Consider the following 18,923-nt stretch of genomic DNA (forward strand, 5'->3'; position numbering starts at 1 on the left):
TGATTCAGGATGGATCCCACGTGCCATTAATCGGAATAGCTCATCTGTCCTCATATTCTCGTCCTTTTGTCGCTGTCTGGCTGCAACTCGCGTAATCTACAGGCATTACCGGATTAGAAAATTTAATCCCATCGCCACCTGTTAGAAATTCTCAGTCGTCAACCTGCTGCCGATCCTTCAGGCTTGCGGCCGGTTTCCCCTGGAGCGGGCTATGTTACTAACTGTTCTCTACATCATCGGTATTACGGCAGAGGCCATGACCGGCGCACTGGCTGCAGGTCGCCGCAAAATGGATATGTTTGGCGTGATCATTATTGCCTCCGTCACCGCCATCGGCGGTGGATCGGTGCGGGATATGTTGCTGGGCCACTATCCGCTCGGCTGGGTGCAGCACCCGGTTTACATCATCATCGTCGCCGTCGCCGCTGTGCTGACCACCCAACTGGCCCCTCTGATGCCCCATCTGCGCAAGGTTTTCCTGGTACTGGATGCACTGGGCCTGGTGGTCTTCTCGATTATCGGGGCCGAAGTGGCGCTGGATATGGGGCACGCCCCGATCATTGCAGCCATTTGCGCAGTGATCACCGGCGTGTTTGGTGGCGTGCTGCGCGATATGTTCTGCAATCGCATTCCTCTGGTCTTCCAGAAAGAGCTGTACGCGGGCATTGCCTTCGCCTCCGGCTGGCTTTACATCCTGCTGTTGAAAACCCCCCTCTCCCACGAGCTGGTGATCATCATTACCCTGCTGTTCGGCTTTATTGCCCGGCTGCTGGCGCTGCGCTTCAAGCTGGGCCTGCCCGTCTTTAATTACCCGCATGCCGATCATTGAGTTTGTTCTCCTGATAATGTTCTGACCAGGCAATCAACGCCTGAACCTGAGGGTGATGCAGAAAAGCGATAATCTGCCCGGCCAGCTTCTGACCAATGCCGGGCAACTTCTGCCAGGCTGCCTTATCTCGGGCCAGCAGCGTCTGCCAGTTATCATCGGTCATGGCGTTTAGCGCACTCTCAGGAACGGGCACGCCGGTGGCTTTCACCCAGCGTTTGAATGGCTGCTGCTGACTGAGGGAAAACTGATGATAAAGCTGTTCCGCCCGTACCTCAGTCATCCCTTTAATTCCCCCGATCTGTTCACGTGTTAGGGACAACCAGGAGAAGAGGTGGCTCAGTTGTCCGCTCTGCATCAGCTGTTGCCAGCGTGCGCGGCTGATGCCTGACATGCTCAGTACCGCCTTACTGCTCAGCCAGACCAGCCGGGAGAGGAACTGTTCACGGCAGGCAGCCGTATATGTCAGGCAGCTCAGCGTGTTGAATTCTGTCGCGTCGGGTATCAGGGGCAGTTGGCGATCGGCTACCCGCCACACCACTTCATCCATCCGTGGGATCCCCTGACCGGCCAGGCTGATGCTGACCTGATCGCCGGGCACGATATCCGCGGCCTGCCAGCGCCTTAAGGAGCCGAGACTGACCCGACTGACTCTCTTGTCATCCAGCTGCACGGGGACAAGATTCAGCACGGCACTGATTTTCCCCGTACGCCCCGTTGGGAAGTCGATGGATCGCACCTCTGTGCTGACGGTTGGTGGAGAATATTTCCAGGCGACGGACCAGGCATTGTCTCCGGGCTGCCAGTAAACACCTGCCGATGTCGGGCTGTGGATTACCACCCCATCCGTTACGAAAGGTAGCGGCTGGTGAAACCAGCGCTCACGCCAGTCGGCAACTTCATCAGCACTGGCCACCTGCCTGCTCCAGTCCGTCGTCAGGCTGAAACCGGCATTCTTCAACTGCGCCAGACGCTGAGTCATCTGTTCCGGGCCTCCAGGCCAGGCCCAGACAAAAATGCCCAGCCTCTGCAGCATCTCCGTCGCCTCCCTGCGCCTCATAGTCCCGGCCACTACCGCCCGGGCATTGACTCCACCCGCCACCGCCTGCTGATGATCGTTCATCATCAGAAACAGTTCGCCCTGCAAAACCACTGAGCCAGAGTTGAGGGGGATCTGCTGCGGGATCGCCGGGATGTGCCTGACCTTCTCCGTCCAGTCCTCGCCCCGCAGCCCATCTCCCCGGCTGATCGCTCTGAGCAGTTTGCCCTGCCGGTAATGCAGCGTAATGGCAACACCATCCACTTTCGGCTGAACCCAAAGAGAGGTTTTCCCCGCCATCCAACGGGCGAGGGCCTGCTTATCCGCCACTTTTTTGACGCCAACATGCGCCACCGGATGAAGCTCTTTGCCGCTGGTGCTCCATTCCGGCTGGCGCATACCGCTTTGTGGCCGGAAGCAGCGCTGCCAGGCCTGATATTTTTTCTCCAGCGCGTCATAACGGTCATCTTCAACCTTACTGATGCCCTGTTGGTAATACGCGCGATCCCAGTCACTCAGTTGCTTCGCCAGAATGGTCATTTCCCGCTCTGCACGGACCGGCGTCCAGACCGGACACTGCCCCTGGGCCACGGCACACCAGAGGATCAAAATAATCATTATGTTGCGCATCTTCCTGCTCCCTGTTTTCCTGCTGGCAGGATTACAGCGCAAAGGACCAGGAGTCGCGAAGGATAACGGAGGAGTTTCAGAGAGGGGACGAAAAGAATTTTCGCATAACATGAAACGTCTCATCAGTACTGCGAGACACTTTCTATTTCCGGAGAAATAATGCCGCGGGGCGCCTGAAACGCTGCATGATGCGGTTCAGCCGTGTATACTGTGCAGGAATCAGACTTCGACTGGCATATCAAGAATAATCATGGCTCAAGGCACACTTTTTATTGTTTCAGCGCCCAGTGGGGCAGGTAAATCCAGCCTGATTCATGCGCTGCTGAAAACTCAGCCGCTGTACGACACCCAGGTTTCCATTTCCCATACTACCAGGGGAATGCGTCCGGGCGAGAATCACGGCGAACACTACTATTTTGTTTCCCATGACGAATTCCGCGGCATGATCTCGGAAGATGCCTTCCTTGAGCACGCCGAAGTGTTTGGCAATTACTACGGCACGTCCCGTACTGCGATTGAGCAGGTGCTCTCCACCGGTGTGGATGTCTTTTTAGATATCGACTGGCAGGGCGCGCAGCAAATTCGCCAGAAAATGCCCCAGGCACGCAGTATTTTCGTTCTGCCGCCGTCGAAAGATGAGCTGGATCGCCGCCTGCGCGGCCGCGGTCAGGACAGCGAAGAGGTGATTGCGAAGCGCATGGCCCAGGCCGTCGCCGAGATGAGTCACTATGCAGAATATGACTACCTTATTGTGAACGATGATTTCGATCTGGCCCTGTCCGATCTGAAAACCATCATTCGCGCCGAGCGTCTGCGAATGGGCCGTCAAAAGTCCCGTCATGATGCTTTAATCAGCAAACTGTTGGCAGACTGAGGACAACTCAGTATGATGCCCAGTCATTTCGTCACCCGTGGAGTATCACACTTATGGCACGCGTAACCGTACAGGACGCAGTAGAAAAAATTGGTAACCGTTTTGACCTGGTTCTGGTCGCCGCTCGTCGCGCCCGTCAGATGCAGGTTGGCGGTAAAGATCCGCTGGTTCCGGAAGAAAACGACAAATCAACCGTGATCGCGCTGCGCGAAATCGAAGAAGGTCTGATCACCAACCAGATTCTGGATGTGCGTGATCGTCAGGAACAGCAAGAGCAGGAAGCCGCTGAGTTACAGGCCGTTACCGCTATCGCTGAAGGTCGTCGTTAATCATCAGCCGGAAGGCTCGCCCTTGTATCTGTTTGAAAGCCTCAATCAACTGATTGAAAAATACTTGCCTGAGGACCAGATTAAGCGCCTCAAGCAAGCATACCTTGTCGCACGTGATGCTCACGAGGGACAGACGCGCTCCAGCGGTGAGCCTTACATTACCCATCCGGTTGCTGTCACCTGCATCCTGGCTGAAATGAAGCTCGACCATGAAACCCTCATGGCCGCGCTTTTGCACGACGTTATCGAAGACACCCCCGCCACCTATCAGGATATGGAACAGCTGTTTGGCCAGACCGTCGCCGAGCTGGTTGAAGGGGTTTCCAAACTCGATAAGCTGAAATTCCGCGACAAGAAAGAGGCGCAGGCCGAAAACTTCCGCAAAATGATCATGGCGATGGTGCAGGATATCCGCGTCATTCTGATCAAGCTGGCTGACCGCACGCACAACATGCGAACCCTGGGCGCCTTACGTCCGGACAAGAAGCGTCGCATTGCGCTTGAAACGCTGGAAATCTACAGCCCTCTGGCCCACCGACTGGGTATCCATCACCTGAAAACCGAGCTGGAAGAGCTGGGCTTTGAGGCGTTGTACCCCAACCGCTACCGCGTGATTAAAGAAGTGGTTAAGGCGGCTCGCGGCAACCGTAAAGAGATGATCCAGAAAATCCTCTCGGAAATTGACGGTCGCCTGCAGGAAGCGGGGATCCCCTGCCGCGTCAGCGGAAGGGAAAAACACCTCTATTCGATTTACTGCAAAATGCACCTGAAAGAGCAGCGCTTCCATTCGATTATGGATATCTATGCTTTTCGGGTCATTGTCAGTGATGTCGATACTTGCTACCGGGTGCTGGGGCAGATGCACAGCCTCTACAAGCCACGCCCGGGCAGGGTAAAAGATTATATCGCAATCCCCAAGGCCAACGGCTATCAATCCCTCCACACTTCGATGATTGGCCCCCACGGCGTGCCGGTCGAGGTGCAGATCCGCACGGAAGATATGGATCAGATGGCAGAGATGGGGGTGGCCGCCCACTGGGCCTATAAAGAGCAGGGCGAAAGCAGTACCACAGCGCAAATCCGCGCCCAACGCTGGCTGCAGAGCCTGCTGGAGCTGCAGCAGAGTGCCGGTAGCTCTTTCGAATTCATTGAAAGCGTGAAATCCGATCTGTTCCCGGATGAGATTTACGTTTTCACCCCGGAAGGTCGCATTGTCGAGCTGCCTGCCGGTGCGACGCCCGTCGACTTTGCCTATGCCGTGCATACCGATATCGGTCATGCCTGTGTGGGTGCGCGGGTCGACCGCCAGCCTTACCCACTGTCACAATCGCTGACCAGCGGGCAAACGGTCGAAATCATTACGGCGCCTGGCGCACGGCCAAATGCTGCCTGGCTCAATTTTGTAGTCAGCTCGAAAGCACGGGCCAAAATCCGCCAGTTGCTGAAAAACCTCAAGCGCGACGACTCCGTCAGCCTTGGCCGTCGTCTGCTCAATCATGCGCTGGGTGGCAGCCGCAAGCTGGCTGAAATCCCGGCGGAAAACCTTCAGCACGAGCTGGAACGCATGAAGCTGGCCACGCTGGACGATCTGCTGGCTGAGATTGGCCTGGGCAACGCAATGAGTGTGGTGGTGGCGAAAAATCTGCAGCAGAGTGAGCAGACCGCACAGGTTGCACAGCCGCCTTCAGGCAGCTCTTCGCGCAGCAAGCTGCCGATTAAAGGTGCCGATGGCGTGCTGATCACCTTTGCCAAATGCTGCCGCCCGATCCCCGGCGACCCGATTGTCGCTCATGTCAGTCCGGGCAAAGGCCTGGTGGTCCACCATGAGTCATGCCGGAATATCCGTGGCTACCAGAAAGAGCCTGAGAAATTTATGGCCGTGGAGTGGGATAAGGTCACCGAGCAGGAGTTCGTGGCGGAGATAAAAGTGGACATGTTTAACCACCAGGGCGCGCTGGCGAACCTGACTGCGGCCATTAACACTGCCGGATCCAACATTCAGAGCCTTAATACGGAAGAAAAAGATGGTCGCGTTTACAGCGCCTTTATCCGTCTGACGGCCCGTGACCGCGTCCATCTGGCGAATATTATGCGTAAAATCCGCGTGATGCCGGACGTGATTAAAGTTCACCGTAACAGAAATTAGCGCATGAATGCTCAACGCTATGCCCGCATCCTTGAAATGCTGGCCGCCCGTCAGCACGATCTGACCGTCTGCATGGAACAGGTGCATAAACCCCATAACGTTTCCGCCGTGATCCGCACGGCGGATGCGGTTGGTGTGCACGAAGTCCACGCGGTGTGGCCAGGTAGCCGGATGCGCACTATGGTCTCCTCCGCCGCAGGCAGCAACAGCTGGGTCCAGGTTAAAACACACCGCACTATTGCTGATGCCGTTGGCCATCTTAAAGGTCAGGGGATGCAGATCCTTGCCACGCACCTGTCTGATAAAGCGGTGGATTTCCGTGAAATCGATTACACCCGCCCGACCTGTATTCTGATGGGCCAGGAAAAAACCGGCATCACTCAGCAGGCGTTGGATCTTGCCGACCAGGACATCATCATTCCGATGATTGGCATGGTGCAGTCGCTGAATGTGTCCGTGGCCTCTGCTCTAATCCTGTATGAAGCTCAGCGTCAGCGGCAGAATGCCGGAATGTATCAGCGTCAGGAGAGCACGCTGGAGTACAGCGAGCAGCAGCGTCTGCTGTTTGAAGGCGGTTATCCCGTGCTGGCCCGCGTTGCCAAACATAAAGGCCTGCCCTACCCGGTCATCGATAACGAGGGCCAGGTTGTCGCAGACCCGGAGTGGTGGGCAACAATGCAAGCTTCGGTACGCAGAAAATGAAAGGCCGCCTGCTGGATGCCGTGCCGCTGAGTGCACTTTCCGGCGTTGGCGCAAGCCAGGCAGGCAAACTGGCGAAGCTGGGGCTGGCAACCGTGCAGGATCTGCTGCTGCACCTGCCGCTGCGTTACGAAGACCGCACCCAGCTCTACGCAATCAATGACCTGCTACCCAACATTTATGCCACGGTAGAAGGTGAAGTGCTGCAAAGTGATATCACCTTTGGCCGCCGCCGGATGCTGACCTGTCAGATCAGCGATGGTACTGGCATCCTCACCCTGCGCTTTTTCAATTTCAATGCGGGCATGAAAAACAGTCTGGCACCCGGCCGCCGCGTGACCGCCTACGGCGAAATCAAACGCGGCCAGCGTGGCGCGGAGATTATCCATCCGGAATACCGCGTGCAGGGCGACAACAGCGTAGTGGAACTGCAGGAAACGCTGACCCCGGTTTACTCAACCACCGAAGGTATCCGCCAGGCAACGCTGCGCAATCTCACCGATCAGGCCCTTGAACTGCTGGAAACCGGTGCGATTGCCGAGCTGCTGCCTCCTGAGCTGAGTCAGGGGATGATCAGCCTGCCTGAAGCCATTCATACGCTGCATCGCCCGCCGCCGGATATGGCGCTGGCCGATCTGGACAGCGGCACGCATCCGGCGCAACGTCGCCTGATTATGGAAGAGCTGCTGGCCCATAACCTGAGTATGCTGGCCGTTCGCGCCGGGGCTCAGCGTTACCATGCTCTGCCAATGCCTGCCCGTCACGAGCTTTACGATAAACTGCTGGCTGCCCTGCCTTTCAGCCCAACGGGTGCCCAGCAGCGGGTCGTTCGCGAGATTGAACAGGACCTGGCCCATGACTACCCGATGATGCGTCTGGTGCAGGGTGATGTGGGTTCCGGCAAAACGCTGGTTGCCGCCCTGACCGCCCTCAACGTCATCGCCTGGGGCAAGCAGGTCGCGCTGATGGCTCCAACCGAGCTGCTGGCAGAACAACATGCCAGTAACTTCCGCCAGTGGTTTGCGCCGCTGGGAATTGAAGTGGGCTGGCTGGCCGGTAAGCAAAAAGGTAAAGCGCGTCTGGCCCAGCAGGAAGCGATAGCCAGCGGACAGGTTTCCATGATCGTTGGCACCCATGCCATCTTCCAGGAGCAGGTACAGTTCAACGGTCTGGCGCTGGTGATCATTGATGAGCAGCACCGCTTTGGCGTCCATCAGCGCCTGGCATTATGGGAAAAAGGCGAGGAGCAGGGCTTCCATCCCCACCAGCTGATCATGACCGCAACCCCTATTCCACGTACGCTGGCTATGACCGCCTATGCCGATCTTGATACCTCAACCATTGATGAACTGCCGCCGGGCAGGACACCAGTCACCACCGTCGCCATTCCGGATACCCGCAGAACGGATATCATTACCCGCGTGCGCAGTGCCTGCAGCGAAGGACGCCAGGCTTACTGGGTCTGCACCCTGATTGAAGAGTCTGAGCAGCTGGAAGCGCAGGCGGCGGAAGCCACGTGGGAAGAGCTTAAGCTGGCACTGCCGGAGCTTCAGGTCGGGCTGGTGCATGGCCGGATGAAACCAGCAGAGAAGCAGGCGGTGATGCAGGCCTTCAAGCAGGGCGACATTCATCTGCTGATTGCCACTACCGTTATTGAAGTTGGAGTGGACGTGCCAAATGCCAGCCTGATGATTATTGAAAACCCGGAGCGGCTGGGCCTGGCTCAGCTCCATCAGCTGCGTGGCCGCGTAGGTCGTGGCTCTGTCGCCTCTCACTGCGTGCTGCTGTATAAAGCGCCGCTGAGCAAGACCGCGCAGAAGCGTCTGCAGGTACTGCGCGACAGTAATGATGGCTTTGTGATTGCCCAGTGCGATCTTGAAATCCGCGGTCCTGGCGAGCTGCTGGGCACCCGCCAGACGGGAAACGCTGAATTCAAAGTGGCCGATCTGCTGCGCGACGGTGCGATGATCCCGGAAGTGCAGCGCATCGCCCGGCATATCCACCAGCACTATCCGGATCAGGCCCAGGCACTGATTGAACGTTGGCTCCCTGAAACAGAACGCTACACCAACGCCTGACGGACTCTGCTGTTAGCCGTAGCTGAACAGCGGCAGATGGCCGTTTCACTGTTCACTAAGCTGCAGATGGCGGCTTCCCTTCACTAAGCTACTGACCTGACCAGCTCATTCTTACCTGCCGCTGAAAGCCGCCATACCGGCGACAGCCTCTTCCACCACTTGCTCACCCGTGGTCAGTTCGATAATCACTCTTTTCACTTCCGGCTGCTCAATCAGGCTGTGCAGCACTGCAGCTACATCCTCACGCGGTACGGTGCCATAAGGTATTGCCAGCCCGACGCGCACTTTGCCGCTTCCCGCCTCATTCGCCAGCGTGCCGGGACGCAGGATGACCCAGTCCAGCTCTGTCGCAGTCAGCATCACATCTGCCTGCTTCTTCACCTGCATATAATGTTCAAAGTCCGGCGACGGCTCCTTGCCTCTTCCGGCATCCGGGAAAGCGGAGACCAGCAGAAAACGGTTGACCCCGGCCAGTCTTGCTCCTTCCGCCGCGAATCTTGCGCCCCGGCCATCAATGCCGTCGGTAAAATCAACGCCAGCTCCCGCCGCTCCGGCAGAGAAAACCACCACATCGCAGCCCTTCATCGCCTCTGCCAGCCTTTCGCTACTGGTGTTCATCAGGTCGATATTCAGCGGATCCACGCCATCGGCTTCCAGCTCTTCTTTCTGGCTGTCCCGGCGATGCAGGCCGGTGACCTGGTGGCCCGCACTCACCAGACGCTTGCGAAGCCGACGTCCCACCCCACCCGTTGCACCAATCAAAAATACCCGCATCTGCGCCCTCTCTATATTCTCTGCCTGTTAAACCAAAACTTCAGCTTAGCCCTTTTCCTACCGGGCTGTGTGTCCGGGGGTGATTTTCCCACACAGCAATCGTTTGCTTTTGCCCGACATAAGATTAAAATCGCCACTTTGTTCGTCCGGGAATCCTGAGAATGTCCGTGAATACCCCTGAAGCCGATGCCCTCCGCAGCGCTGCTCCTGTAGCCAAAAGTGAGCTGATTTACCGACTGGAAGATCGCCCGCCTTTACCGCAAACCCTGTTTGCCGCCTGCCAGCACTTACTGGCGATGTTTGTGGCGGTTATTACCCCCGCACTGCTGATTTGCCAGGCGCTTGAGCTTCCTGCTCAGGATACCCAGCACATTATCAGCATGTCGCTGTTTGCCTCCGGAGTGGCTTCTATTCTGCAGATTAAAACCTGGGGACCGGTTGGCTCAGGCCTGCTGTCGATTCAGGGCACCAGCTTCAACTTTGTGTCGCCGCTGATCATGGGCGGCATGGCGCTGAAAAACGGCGGTGCCGATGTGCCGACCATGATGGCTGCCTTATTCGGCACGCTGATGCTGGCCTCCTGCACTGAAATGCTGCTTTCCCGCGTGTTGCATCTGGCCCGGCGCATTATCACGCCGCTGGTTTCCGGGATTGTGGTGATGATTATCGGTCTGTCACTGATTCAGGTCGGGCTGACCTCGATTGGCGGCGGTTTTGCGGCGATGAGCGATCACACCTTTGGCGCACCCAAAAATCTGCTGCTGGCAGGCGCGGTGCTGCTGGTAATTATCCTGCTCAACCGGCAGCGCAACCCTTATCTGCGCGTTGCCTCGCTGGTAATTGCAATGGCTGTGGGCTATCTGCTCGCCTGGGTTCTGGGCATGCTGCCGGAAAATACCACGCCATCTAATCAGGCACTGATTACGGTGCCGATGCCGTTCTACTACGGTCTGGGCATTGACTGGAATCTGCTGATCCCGCTGATGCTGGTCTTTATGGTCACCTCACTGGAAACCATCGGGGATATTACCGCCACTTCTGACGTTTCTGAACAACCGGTCAGCGGCCCGCTGTACATGAAGCGCCTGAAAGGCGGCGTGCTCGCTAACGGGCTTAACTCCTGTGTTTCAGCCCTGTTCAACACCTTCCCTAACTCCTGCTTCGGCCAGAACAACGGCGTGATCCAACTGACTGGCGTGGCCAGCCGCTATGTCGGCTTCGTGGTGGCGCTGATGCTGATTGTGCTGGGCCTGTTCCCGGCGGTCAGCGGATTTGTCCAGCATATCCCTGAGCCGGTTCTCGGCGGTGCCACGCTCGTGATGTTCGGCACCATTGCCGCTTCCGGCGTACGCATTGTCTCGCGCGAACCATTAAACCGCCGTGCGATTATGATTATCGCGCTGTCACTGGCCGTGGGTCTGGGTATTTCTCAGCAGCCTATGATACTGCAGTTCGCCCCTGACTGGCTGAAAACGCTGCTCTCTTCCGGTATTGCCGCGGGCGGTATTACTGCGATCGTTCTGAATCTGCTTTTCCCTCAGGAGAAATAATCTCTTCCTGAACAGGGACGGCGGCCGATCTGCGAGCCGCCGTCACTATCTGGCGGTTGAGCTTCGATGATAAATCAGGCATAACAATCCTTTACCGAACACTCAAAGGGACGGATGTAATGAAGGTCATCGGAAAAATTTTGCTGACAATCCTGCTGCTATTGCTGCTGGCAGTGGTGGCGGTCTATGTGCTGGCGCAGACTCAGTGGGGCGCCAGCTGGATCAGCCGCACCCTCAGCCAGCACAGCGATTATCAGATCGCCTTCACCAAGCTGGAACACAACTTTTCCGACCCTTCTCATCTGATCCTGGATAATGCCTCCTTCGGCCTGAAAACTCAGCCAGCCACCGTGGTGGCAAAGAAAATCGATCTGGGTCTCAGCAGCGGACAGTTCGCAGATCCGCTGCACTTCTCCAGCATCTGGCTGGAAAATGGCACTCTTAACGTTACCGACAACGGTAAGCCACTGGCCTTCTCCGCTGACCGGCTGCAGTTGAATCAGATGGCCATCGACAGTCCTGGCAGTAAATTACCTGTTGCAGCCAGAAGAGTGGACGGCGGCATTGTACCGTGGAAACCTCAGGCAGGGGATTTCATCGGTAGCGATGCCAGCTTCCAGATGAGCGCGGGCTCTCTGGAGTTAAACGGTGTTCCGGCTACCAACGTGCTGCTGCAGGGCAGCATCAACTCTAATCAGCTTGTAGTGAGTAATCTCGGTGCCGATGTGGCGCTGGGCTCGGTGACGGGCAGCGCACAGCGCGATGCTCAGGGCAACTGGCAGGTGGCTATCCTTCGCCTTAACAGTATCCGTTTACAGAGCGACCAGTCACTGAGCAACTTCCTCGATCCGATCCTCACTCTGCCTTCGGTGCATTTTGACCGAATCGACGTAACCGATGCCCGGCTGGAAGGTGCGGACTGGGCGGTCACCGATCTTGATATGGCGCTGAAAAACATCACGCTGCGCAACGGCGACTGGGAAAGCAATGACGGTTCGCTGTCGATGAATGCCAGCACCTTTGTGAATGGCAGCCTGGAGTTGAACGATCCCATTGTCAATCTGGCGTTTTCTCCTGAAGGCGTCGCGCTGACGCAGTTCAGCTCGCGCTGGGTTAACGGGCTGATCCGCACTTCTGGCCACTGGACGCGCAGCGACAAGAAACTGACGCTGGATGAACTGGCCGTGGCCGGGCTTGAATACACGCTGCCGCAGAACTGGCACGACCGCTGGATGGCTCGTCTGCCTGACTGGCTGGACAGCGTGGAAGTGACCAAATTTGCCGCTAACCGGAACCTGATTATCGACATTAACCCTGACTTTCCGTTCCAGCTGACCTCGCTGGAGGGCAACGGCAGCAATCTGCTGATGGCTCGCAATCACCAGTGGGGCATCTGGTCAGGGAATGTCAGCCTGAACGCGGCGGAAGCAACGTTTAATCGCGTGGATGTGCGTCACCCCTCAATAACCCTCAATGCTGACGATAACAACATCAACGTGACCGAAATGAGCGCCTTCACCAAAAGCGGAATGGTGGAGAGCGTGGCAACCCTTTCTCAGCAGCCTCAGCGAGCGCTGTCGTTAACGATGACTGGCCGCGAAGTACCGGTTGACCTGCTGCACGACTGGGGCTGGCCAACGGTGCCGCTGGATGGTAATGGCACTCTGCAGCTGAAAGTTCAGGGTAGCCTTGCCGCTGACAAACCGCTGAAAGCGGGGATGAATGGCACGCTGTCGGTGACGGCTGGTGATAAAACGCTGCAGCAGACCATGACCGGTGGTCAGGTGGCTGGCGCACAGTGATCATTTAAAGGTAAAATCCGCCTATTTGCGGAATAACCATGCTGACCAACTCAACACGTCTCAACAAATACATCAGCGAAAGCGGGATCTGCTCCCGCCGCGATGCCGATCGTTACATCGAGCAGGGTAACGTTTTTATCAACGGCAAGCGGGCTTCGGTCGGCGATCAGGTGCATGCCGGAGACGTGGTGAAAGTGAACGGTCAGCTGATCGAGCCGCGTGACGAAGAAGATCTGGTGCTGATTGCGCTGAACAAGCCGGTTGGCATCATCACCACCATGGAAGAGGGTGAGCGGGACAACATCAGTGATTTTGTTAACCACAGCAAGCGCGTGTTCCCTATAGGCCGACTGGATAAAGATTCTCAGGGGCTGATTTTCCTGACTAACCACGGCGATTTGGTCAACAAAATCCTGCGGGCCGGGAATAACCATGAAAAAGAGTATGTGGTTACGGTCAACAAGCTGATTACCGATGAGTTTATCACCGGAATGAGCGCTGGCGTGCCGATGCTGGGTACGGTCACCAAAAAGTGTAAGGTGAAGAAAGAAGCACCGTTTGTATTCCGCATCACGCTGGTACAGGGGCTTAACCGCCAGATCCGCCGCATGTGTAAGCACTTCGGCTATGAAGTGACCAAACTTGAACGCACGCGGATTATGAACGTGAATCTTAAAGGGCTGCCGCCCGGCGAGTGGCGTGACCTGACCGACGATGAGCTGATTGAGCTGTTTAAACTGCTGGAAAATTCATCTTCTGATGAACCTGCAGCGAAAAAAGGCAAACCTAAAACTTCAGCTGCGAAGAAACCGGCCAGCAGCGGGCCAAAAGCCGGTGAGAAAACCGCGGGCAATACCGCTTCCCGCAAGCGTTTTGCCCAACCGGGCCGCAAAAAGAAAGGGCGCTGATCAAGCGCCCTGCCTGCAAAACTTTTTCGTCATCCTCCGGACCCGCCCTGCTCTAACGGACCGTCCGGATCGGCTGGCAGCACGATGTACACGCCCTCAAAGACCGCACCGCACTCCTCATTGCCAAACAGCTCCACTTCCAGCTGCACGCGAGCTTTACGGCCCCGCGCCAGGCGATCCAGATCGCCGCTCAACGAGCCCAGGTCGGCCACCGCCCCCGGCTTACCGGTGATCGGATGGCTGTAACGGATATGCGCATCGGCAAGAATAATGGTACCGCCAAGATGGCGCTCACGTAGCAGCAGCCAGATCAACCCCCAGCCGGTCAGCGTCGCCAGTGAAAACAGGCTGCCGGCAAACAGCGTATGGTGCGGGTTCTGGTTGCCGGTTTCCGGCATGGTGGTGATAAATTTCTGCCCGGTGTACTGCAGAATGCGGACACCCATTTTCTCGCTTAGAGGAATATGGTCGTACCAGGCCTGCTGCAGCTGACCGCACCAGTCCGCGCGGTGCAGAATGTCATCCAGCGTGATCACTGGCTTGATCATCAGGAAATGGCGCACTGGCGTGGTTTGCGGGGCGGTAATCTCGCCCTCATTGACGTAACCGAGCTTGGCAAAGAACTCCACGGCATCTTCGCGGGCGCTACAAACCACACGTTTGGCCCCTTCTTGCCGCGCAACGGACTCCAGGGTCATCGCCACCAGCGTTCCCAGCCCTTTGCCCTGCACGGAAGGATGCACGGCCAGAAAACGGATTGCCGCCTCATTGTCGCCATTAATATACAGACGGCCCACGGCCACCGGCTCGCCACGCTCATCCACCACCATCTGGTGATGCGCCAGTGCATCCCAGGCATCCCGTTCAGAGCCCATTGGCTGATGAAGGGGCTTACGCAACATTTCCCAGCGGAACTGATAGTAGGTATCCAGCTCTTCCGCCGTTTCAGGCACTCGAAGGTGATACATAAAATGGTTCTCTCTCTCTGAGCCCAATCCGCTTCCGAGCCCTTCCAGCCGCTTCAAACCTGCAGCCAGAAGGTGGCGGGGCCATCATTGACCAGGGCCACTTGCATATCGGCGGCAAAACGCCCGGTGTCAGTTTTGATGCCCTTCTCACGGCAGCAGCCAACAAAATAGTCATACAGCCGTTCGGCTTCCGCAGGCTCAGCGCCACCTGAAAAACCAGGACGCATGCCCTTTTGCGTGTCCGCTGCCAGCGTGAACTGCGACACCACCAGCAGACTGCCTCCCGCCTGCTGAACGTTGAGATTCATTTTTCCCTGGTCGTCGCTGAAAATACGGTAGCCCAGTACGCGCTCGCACAACCGCTGCGCTTTTTGCTGGTCATCCCCTTTTTCCACGCCCAGTAAGATCAGCAATCCTGGCCCGATTTCACCGATGGTCTCTCCGGCCACCGTAACGCTGGCACTCAGCGCTCGTTGAATTAAGGCAATCATGATTCCTCGTCTTCTTTTTCTTGTTCTTGTTGTTTCAACAGGCGGTAGTCGCCCAGGGAAGCAGCGATTTCTGCTCCCAGCAAAACAATACACCAGGTCCAGTATACCCACAGAAACAGGATGGGAATAACAGCCAGCACACCATAAATTAACTGGTATGAGGGAAACATCGTAACATACAGAGCAAAGGCTTTTTTTCCCAGCTCAAATAACAGCCCGGCGACCAGCGCGCCCACCAGCGCATCCCTGACCGAAACCTGGCGTGTGGGCACGATGCTGTACAACAGCCAGAATGAGAGCCACGAGAGCAGCAGCGGGAAGATGCGCAGCCCGTAATCAATCAGCCCGCTGACGCCGCTCACTGAGGCCCAGCGCAGCGAGAGCAGGTATGAGCTGATCGCCAGGCTGGCCCCGGCCAGCATCGGACCCAGCGTCAGGATCATCCAGTAAACCGCAAAGGAGTAGACCAGCGGACGTTTTCGCTGGCTGCGCCAGATGGTGTTCAACGCGGTATCAATGGAGTACATCAGCAGCAGCGACGTCACTACCAGTCCACAGGCCCCCACCGCAGTCATCTTGTTCACATTCGCCACAAAATGCTCGAGATAGCCCTGGATCGCCACACCCGATGCCGGAACAAAGTTGCTGAAGATGAAGCTTTTCAGCTGGGTACTGACCGCAGAAAACGCCGGAAAAGCGGCGAACAGGGCAAACACCACGGCCACCAACGGCACCAGTGACAACAGTGAGACATAGGCGAGATTCCCGGCCAGCGTAGTCATCGCATCTTCGTCAATGCGCCGCCAGAGCAATTTTACCCATGACCCGATCGCCCGCAGGCGATGCCGGTAGTGGTTAATACGGCTCATCGTTAACGCCTTTCGGCAAAGAAGGCCGGAATGATGCTGTCATCGGTCACATGAACGCTCTGGATCCCCAGCGCACGTGCTCCCTCGATGTTCTCCAGGTTGTCATCAAAGAAAATAGCCCGATCGGCGGTATAGCCTTCTTCGTTCAGGACCTGCTGATAAATGCGGGCTTCAGGCTTACGCATCCCCATATCCTGCGAAAGATAGAGTTTATCTGCGGCATTGTGCACTTCAGGATACTGGGACGGCCAGAAGGTGCAGTGCAGAGAATTAGTGTTGGAAAGGATAACCACCCGCTCGCCACGATCGCGCAGCGTCTTCATTATCTGCAGCACTTCCGGACGCACGCCGACAAAAACGGCCTGCCAGCCAGCGGTAAACTGTTCAAAGCTCAGCGCCAGCCCCAGTTCGTCGCAGATCTGTTCAGCAAAGGCTTCATCGCTCACTTCACCGCGCTCATGGCGATGAAAGTTCTCACCCAGCGTGAAGTGGTTTTGTAGCGTGGCTAGCGGCACCCGTCCCAGATCGCTCCAGACGCCCAGAACCCGGTTGAAATCAATATCAACAATGACGTTACCTAAATCAAAGATATACAGCATGGCCATCTCCTTTTGTTCCGGTGAGTTATTCACTCTAGCGGTAAAACGGAAGCCTGAACAGGTCGGGAATTTCGAAAAATGCTGGAGAGTCAAAGAGGGAGAAAAAAACAGGGCCGGAAGAAACCGGCCCTGAAATAACAGCTAAAACGTCAGATTATACGTCTTTGCTGCCGCGCGAAGCGCGTTTACGATCGTTTTCAGTCAGGTGACGTTTACGAATACGGACGGACAGCGGAGTTACTTCCACCAGTTCATCATCATCGATAAACTCGATCGCCTGCTCAAGAGTCATCTTGATGGCCGGAACCAAGGTAGTGGCTTCGTCAGTACCGGAAGCACGCATGTTGGTCAGTTTTTTACCGGTCAGGCAGTTAACAGTCAGGTCGTTAGAGCGACTGTGAATACCGATAATCTGGCCTTCATAAACTTCTGCACCGTGACCCAGGAACAGCTTACCGCGGTCCTGCAGGCTGAACAGGGCGAAGGCCACCGCTTTACCCTGACCGTTAGAGATCAGCACGCCGTTCTGACGCTGGCCCACTTCGCCCTGACGGATATCGTCATAGTGGCTGAAGGTGGAGTACAGCAGACCGGTACCGGAAGTCATGGTCATGAATTCGTTACGGAAGCCAATCAGGCCACGGCTTGGGATAACGTAGTCAAGACGTACGCGACCTTTACCATCCGGATCCATGTTTTTCATATCCGCTTTACGTTCACCCATCGCCTGCATCACAGAACCCTGGTGCTGTTCTTCGATATCCAGGGTCACGTTTTCGAATGGCTCTTGTTTACGGCCTTCGAACTCGCGGAAGATAACTTTCGGACGGGATACCGCCAGCTCGAAACCTTCACGACGCATGTTTTCAATCAGAACGGACAGGTGAAGTTCACCACGACCGGAAACGCGGAACGCATCAGCATCCGCAGTTTCTTCAACGCGCAGTGCCACGTTGTGCACCAGCTCTTTGTTCAGACGGTCAAGGATCTGACGGGAAGTCACATACTTACCTTCTTTACCGCAGAATGGTGAGGTGTTGACGTTGAAGAACATGGTTACGGTTGGTTCATCAACGCTCAGGGCTGGCAGTGCCTGAACATTCTGTGGATCACAGATGGTGTCGGAGATGTTCAGTTCGCCCAGACCGGTGATGGCGATGATGTCGCCTGCTTCCGCTTCTGCTGCGTCGATACGCTCCAGACCCAGGTGAGTCAGCACTTTACCGACTTTACCGTTACGGGTTTTGCCTTCGCTATCAACGATGGTGACCTGCTGGTTTGGCTTCACTTTACCGCGCTTAATGCGGCCGATGCCGATAACACCAACATAGTTGTTGTAGTCCAGCTGAGAAATCTGCATCTGGAACGGTGCTTCCATCTCAACCTGCGGAGGAGAAACGTGTTTCACGATGGCTTCGTACAGCGGAGTCATGTCTTCAGCCATGTCGGAGTGGTCAAGACCAGCGATACCGTTCAGGGCAGAAGCATAGATAACAGGGAAGTCGAGCTGCTCGTCGGTCGCGTCCAGGTTAACGAACAGGTCAAAGACCTGGTCAACAACCCAGTCAGGACGTGCGCCAGGACGGTCAACTTTGTTAATGACCACGATCGGCTTCAGACCATTAGCAAACGCTTTTTTGGTCACGAAGCGGGTTTGCGGCATAGGGCCATCCATTGCATCCACAACCAGCAGCACCGAGTCAACCATTGACATCACACGCTCTACCTCACCGCCGAAGTCGGCGTGTCCTGGGGTATCCACGATGTTGATACGGTAGTCGTTCCATTTAATGGCGGTGTTTTTTGCGAGGATGGTAATCCCACGCTCTTTCTCCAAATCGTTGGAGTCCATTACGCGTTCGGTTGCTTCAGTACGGGCATCAAAGGTACCGGACTGCTGCAGCAACTTATCAACCAGGGTAGTTTTACCATGGTCAACGTGGGCAATAATGGCGATGTTACGCAAATTTTCGATCACAGCTTTGCCTCAGGCATTAGAAATAGCGCGCTATTGTACACGGATTAATCGAAGGACTGAACAGGATCACAAATATCAATTAAAGATAACTGTCAGGATTGCTTTTACAGCCATTTACAGTGCAGGAATTGCACTCCATCGAAAAAATGCACCATTTTGGTGCCCACCCTGCACTCTGTAGCACCATAATGGTGCGCGACTTCCATCATGGTGCAGCTCCCGTCTCACGAGAGGGTGCATCATAGCGCTTTTTCAGTCAGTTAAGAAAGTTGGCATAGATTTCGCTTTATAACATTCAAGAGAAGAATGCCAGTTTCCACAACGGTTGATAGCTTGTCAGAGATCTTTATTATCGGTTCACTG

Annotated in this window: 16 protein-coding genes; 9 read left to right on the forward strand and 7 right to left on the reverse strand. The window is 56.1% G+C overall.

The genetic code is table 11. The features are described 5' to 3' along the window. The first annotated feature begins 211 nt into the window (after window positions 1–211). Entirely contained in the window at window positions 212–829 is a 618-nt protein-coding gene (locus tag GSQ70_RS09480) for a trimeric intracellular cation channel family protein (protein WP_158782300.1), read from the forward strand. On the opposite strand, the gene ligB is transcribed toward GSQ70_RS09480, so the two are convergent. Then, entirely contained in the window at window positions 804–2,495 is a 1,692-nt protein-coding gene (gene ligB / locus GSQ70_RS09485; protein WP_158782301.1) for an NAD-dependent DNA ligase LigB, read from the reverse strand. The genes GSQ70_RS09480 and ligB overlap by 26 nt on opposite strands. Before the next feature lie 250 nt (window positions 2,496–2,745). Between ligB and gmk the strand changes: the two genes are divergently transcribed. From gmk to recG, 5 genes are read left to right on the forward strand one after another with little or no spacing between them, the layout of a single operon-like run. Then, window positions 2,746–3,369 (forward strand): guanylate kinase, encoded by a 624-nt coding sequence (gene gmk, locus GSQ70_RS09490; protein WP_158782302.1) that lies wholly within the window; start codon window positions 2,746–2,748, stop codon window positions 3,367–3,369. A 53-nt stretch (window positions 3,370–3,422) separates the two neighbouring features. Next, window positions 3,423–3,698, forward strand: a complete 276-nt coding sequence (gene rpoZ / locus GSQ70_RS09495; RefSeq protein WP_016191359.1) for a DNA-directed RNA polymerase subunit omega — start codon at window positions 3,423–3,425, stop codon at window positions 3,696–3,698. Between the two features lie 22 nt (window positions 3,699–3,720). After that, on the forward strand, window positions 3,721–5,844 hold the full coding sequence (spoT, locus tag GSQ70_RS09500; RefSeq protein ID WP_158782303.1) for a bifunctional GTP diphosphokinase/guanosine-3',5'-bis pyrophosphate 3'-pyrophosphohydrolase: 2,124 nt from the start codon (window positions 3,721–3,723) through the stop codon (window positions 5,842–5,844). A 3-nt stretch (window positions 5,845–5,847) separates the two neighbouring features. Beyond that, window positions 5,848–6,546 carry a tRNA (guanosine(18)-2'-O)-methyltransferase TrmH gene (gene trmH, locus GSQ70_RS09505; RefSeq protein ID WP_158782304.1) on the forward strand — a complete coding sequence of 233 codons (699 nt, stop codon included), beginning with the start codon at window positions 5,848–5,850 and terminating at the stop codon, window positions 6,544–6,546. Then, a complete protein-coding gene (recG, locus tag GSQ70_RS09510; RefSeq protein ID WP_158785271.1) occupies window positions 6,543–8,621 on the forward strand; it encodes an ATP-dependent DNA helicase RecG in 2,079 nt (692 codons plus the stop codon). The genes trmH and recG overlap by 4 nt, the downstream gene beginning before the upstream one ends. A 111-nt stretch (window positions 8,622–8,732) precedes the next feature. On the opposite strand, the gene GSQ70_RS09515 is transcribed toward recG, so the two are convergent. Continuing rightward, window positions 8,733–9,395, reverse strand: coding sequence for an SDR family oxidoreductase (locus GSQ70_RS09515; protein WP_158782305.1), 663 nt, complete (start codon window positions 9,393–9,395; stop codon window positions 8,733–8,735). Window positions 9,396–9,556: 161 nt separating this feature from the next. On the opposite strand from GSQ70_RS09515, the gene GSQ70_RS09520 reads away from it, so the two are divergent. From GSQ70_RS09520 to rluF, 3 genes are all read left to right on the forward strand, one after another. Further along, on the forward strand, window positions 9,557–10,945 hold the full coding sequence (locus tag GSQ70_RS09520; RefSeq protein ID WP_158782306.1) for an NCS2 family protein: 1,389 nt from the start codon (window positions 9,557–9,559) through the stop codon (window positions 10,943–10,945). Window positions 10,946–11,064: 119 nt separating this feature from the next. Beyond that, complete coding sequence (locus GSQ70_RS09525) at window positions 11,065–12,747, forward strand: AsmA family protein (RefSeq protein WP_158782307.1); 1,683 nt, start codon at window positions 11,065–11,067, stop codon at window positions 12,745–12,747. A gap of 38 nt (window positions 12,748–12,785) precedes the next feature. Continuing rightward, window positions 12,786–13,655, forward strand: coding sequence for a 23S rRNA pseudouridine(2604) synthase RluF (gene rluF / locus GSQ70_RS09530; RefSeq protein WP_158782308.1), 870 nt, complete (start codon window positions 12,786–12,788; stop codon window positions 13,653–13,655). A gap of 29 nt (window positions 13,656–13,684) precedes the next feature. Here the strand turns inward: rluF and fabY are convergent, their stop codons facing one another. The 5 genes from fabY to typA all read right to left on the reverse strand — a co-directional run bounded on the left by fabY (window position 13,685) and on the right by typA (window position 18,560). Continuing rightward, entirely contained in the window at window positions 13,685–14,623 is a 939-nt protein-coding gene (gene fabY / locus GSQ70_RS09535; protein WP_158782309.1) for a fatty acid biosynthesis protein FabY, read from the reverse strand. 53 nt (window positions 14,624–14,676) lie between these two features. Beyond that, window positions 14,677–15,114, reverse strand: coding sequence for a D-aminoacyl-tRNA deacylase (gene dtd / locus GSQ70_RS09540; protein WP_158782310.1), 438 nt, complete (start codon window positions 15,112–15,114; stop codon window positions 14,677–14,679). Further along, window positions 15,111–15,983, reverse strand: a complete 873-nt coding sequence (locus GSQ70_RS09545; RefSeq protein ID WP_158782311.1) for a virulence factor BrkB family protein — start codon at window positions 15,981–15,983, stop codon at window positions 15,111–15,113. The genes dtd and GSQ70_RS09545 overlap by 4 nt, the downstream gene beginning before the upstream one ends. Window positions 15,984–15,985: 2 nt before the next feature. Then, entirely contained in the window at window positions 15,986–16,582 is a 597-nt protein-coding gene (gene yihX, locus GSQ70_RS09550) for a glucose-1-phosphatase (protein WP_158782312.1), read from the reverse strand. Window positions 16,583–16,736: 154 nt separating this feature from the next. Continuing rightward, window positions 16,737–18,560, reverse strand: a complete 1,824-nt coding sequence (typA, locus tag GSQ70_RS09555) for a ribosome-dependent GTPase TypA (RefSeq protein WP_158782313.1) — start codon at window positions 18,558–18,560, stop codon at window positions 16,737–16,739. Window positions 18,561–18,923 lie beyond the last annotated feature (363 nt).

Origin of the sequence: Pantoea sp. BAV 3049 (genome assembly GCF_009765445.1) — a bacterium.
GTDB lineage: Bacteria > Pseudomonadota > Gammaproteobacteria > Enterobacterales > Enterobacteriaceae > Erwinia.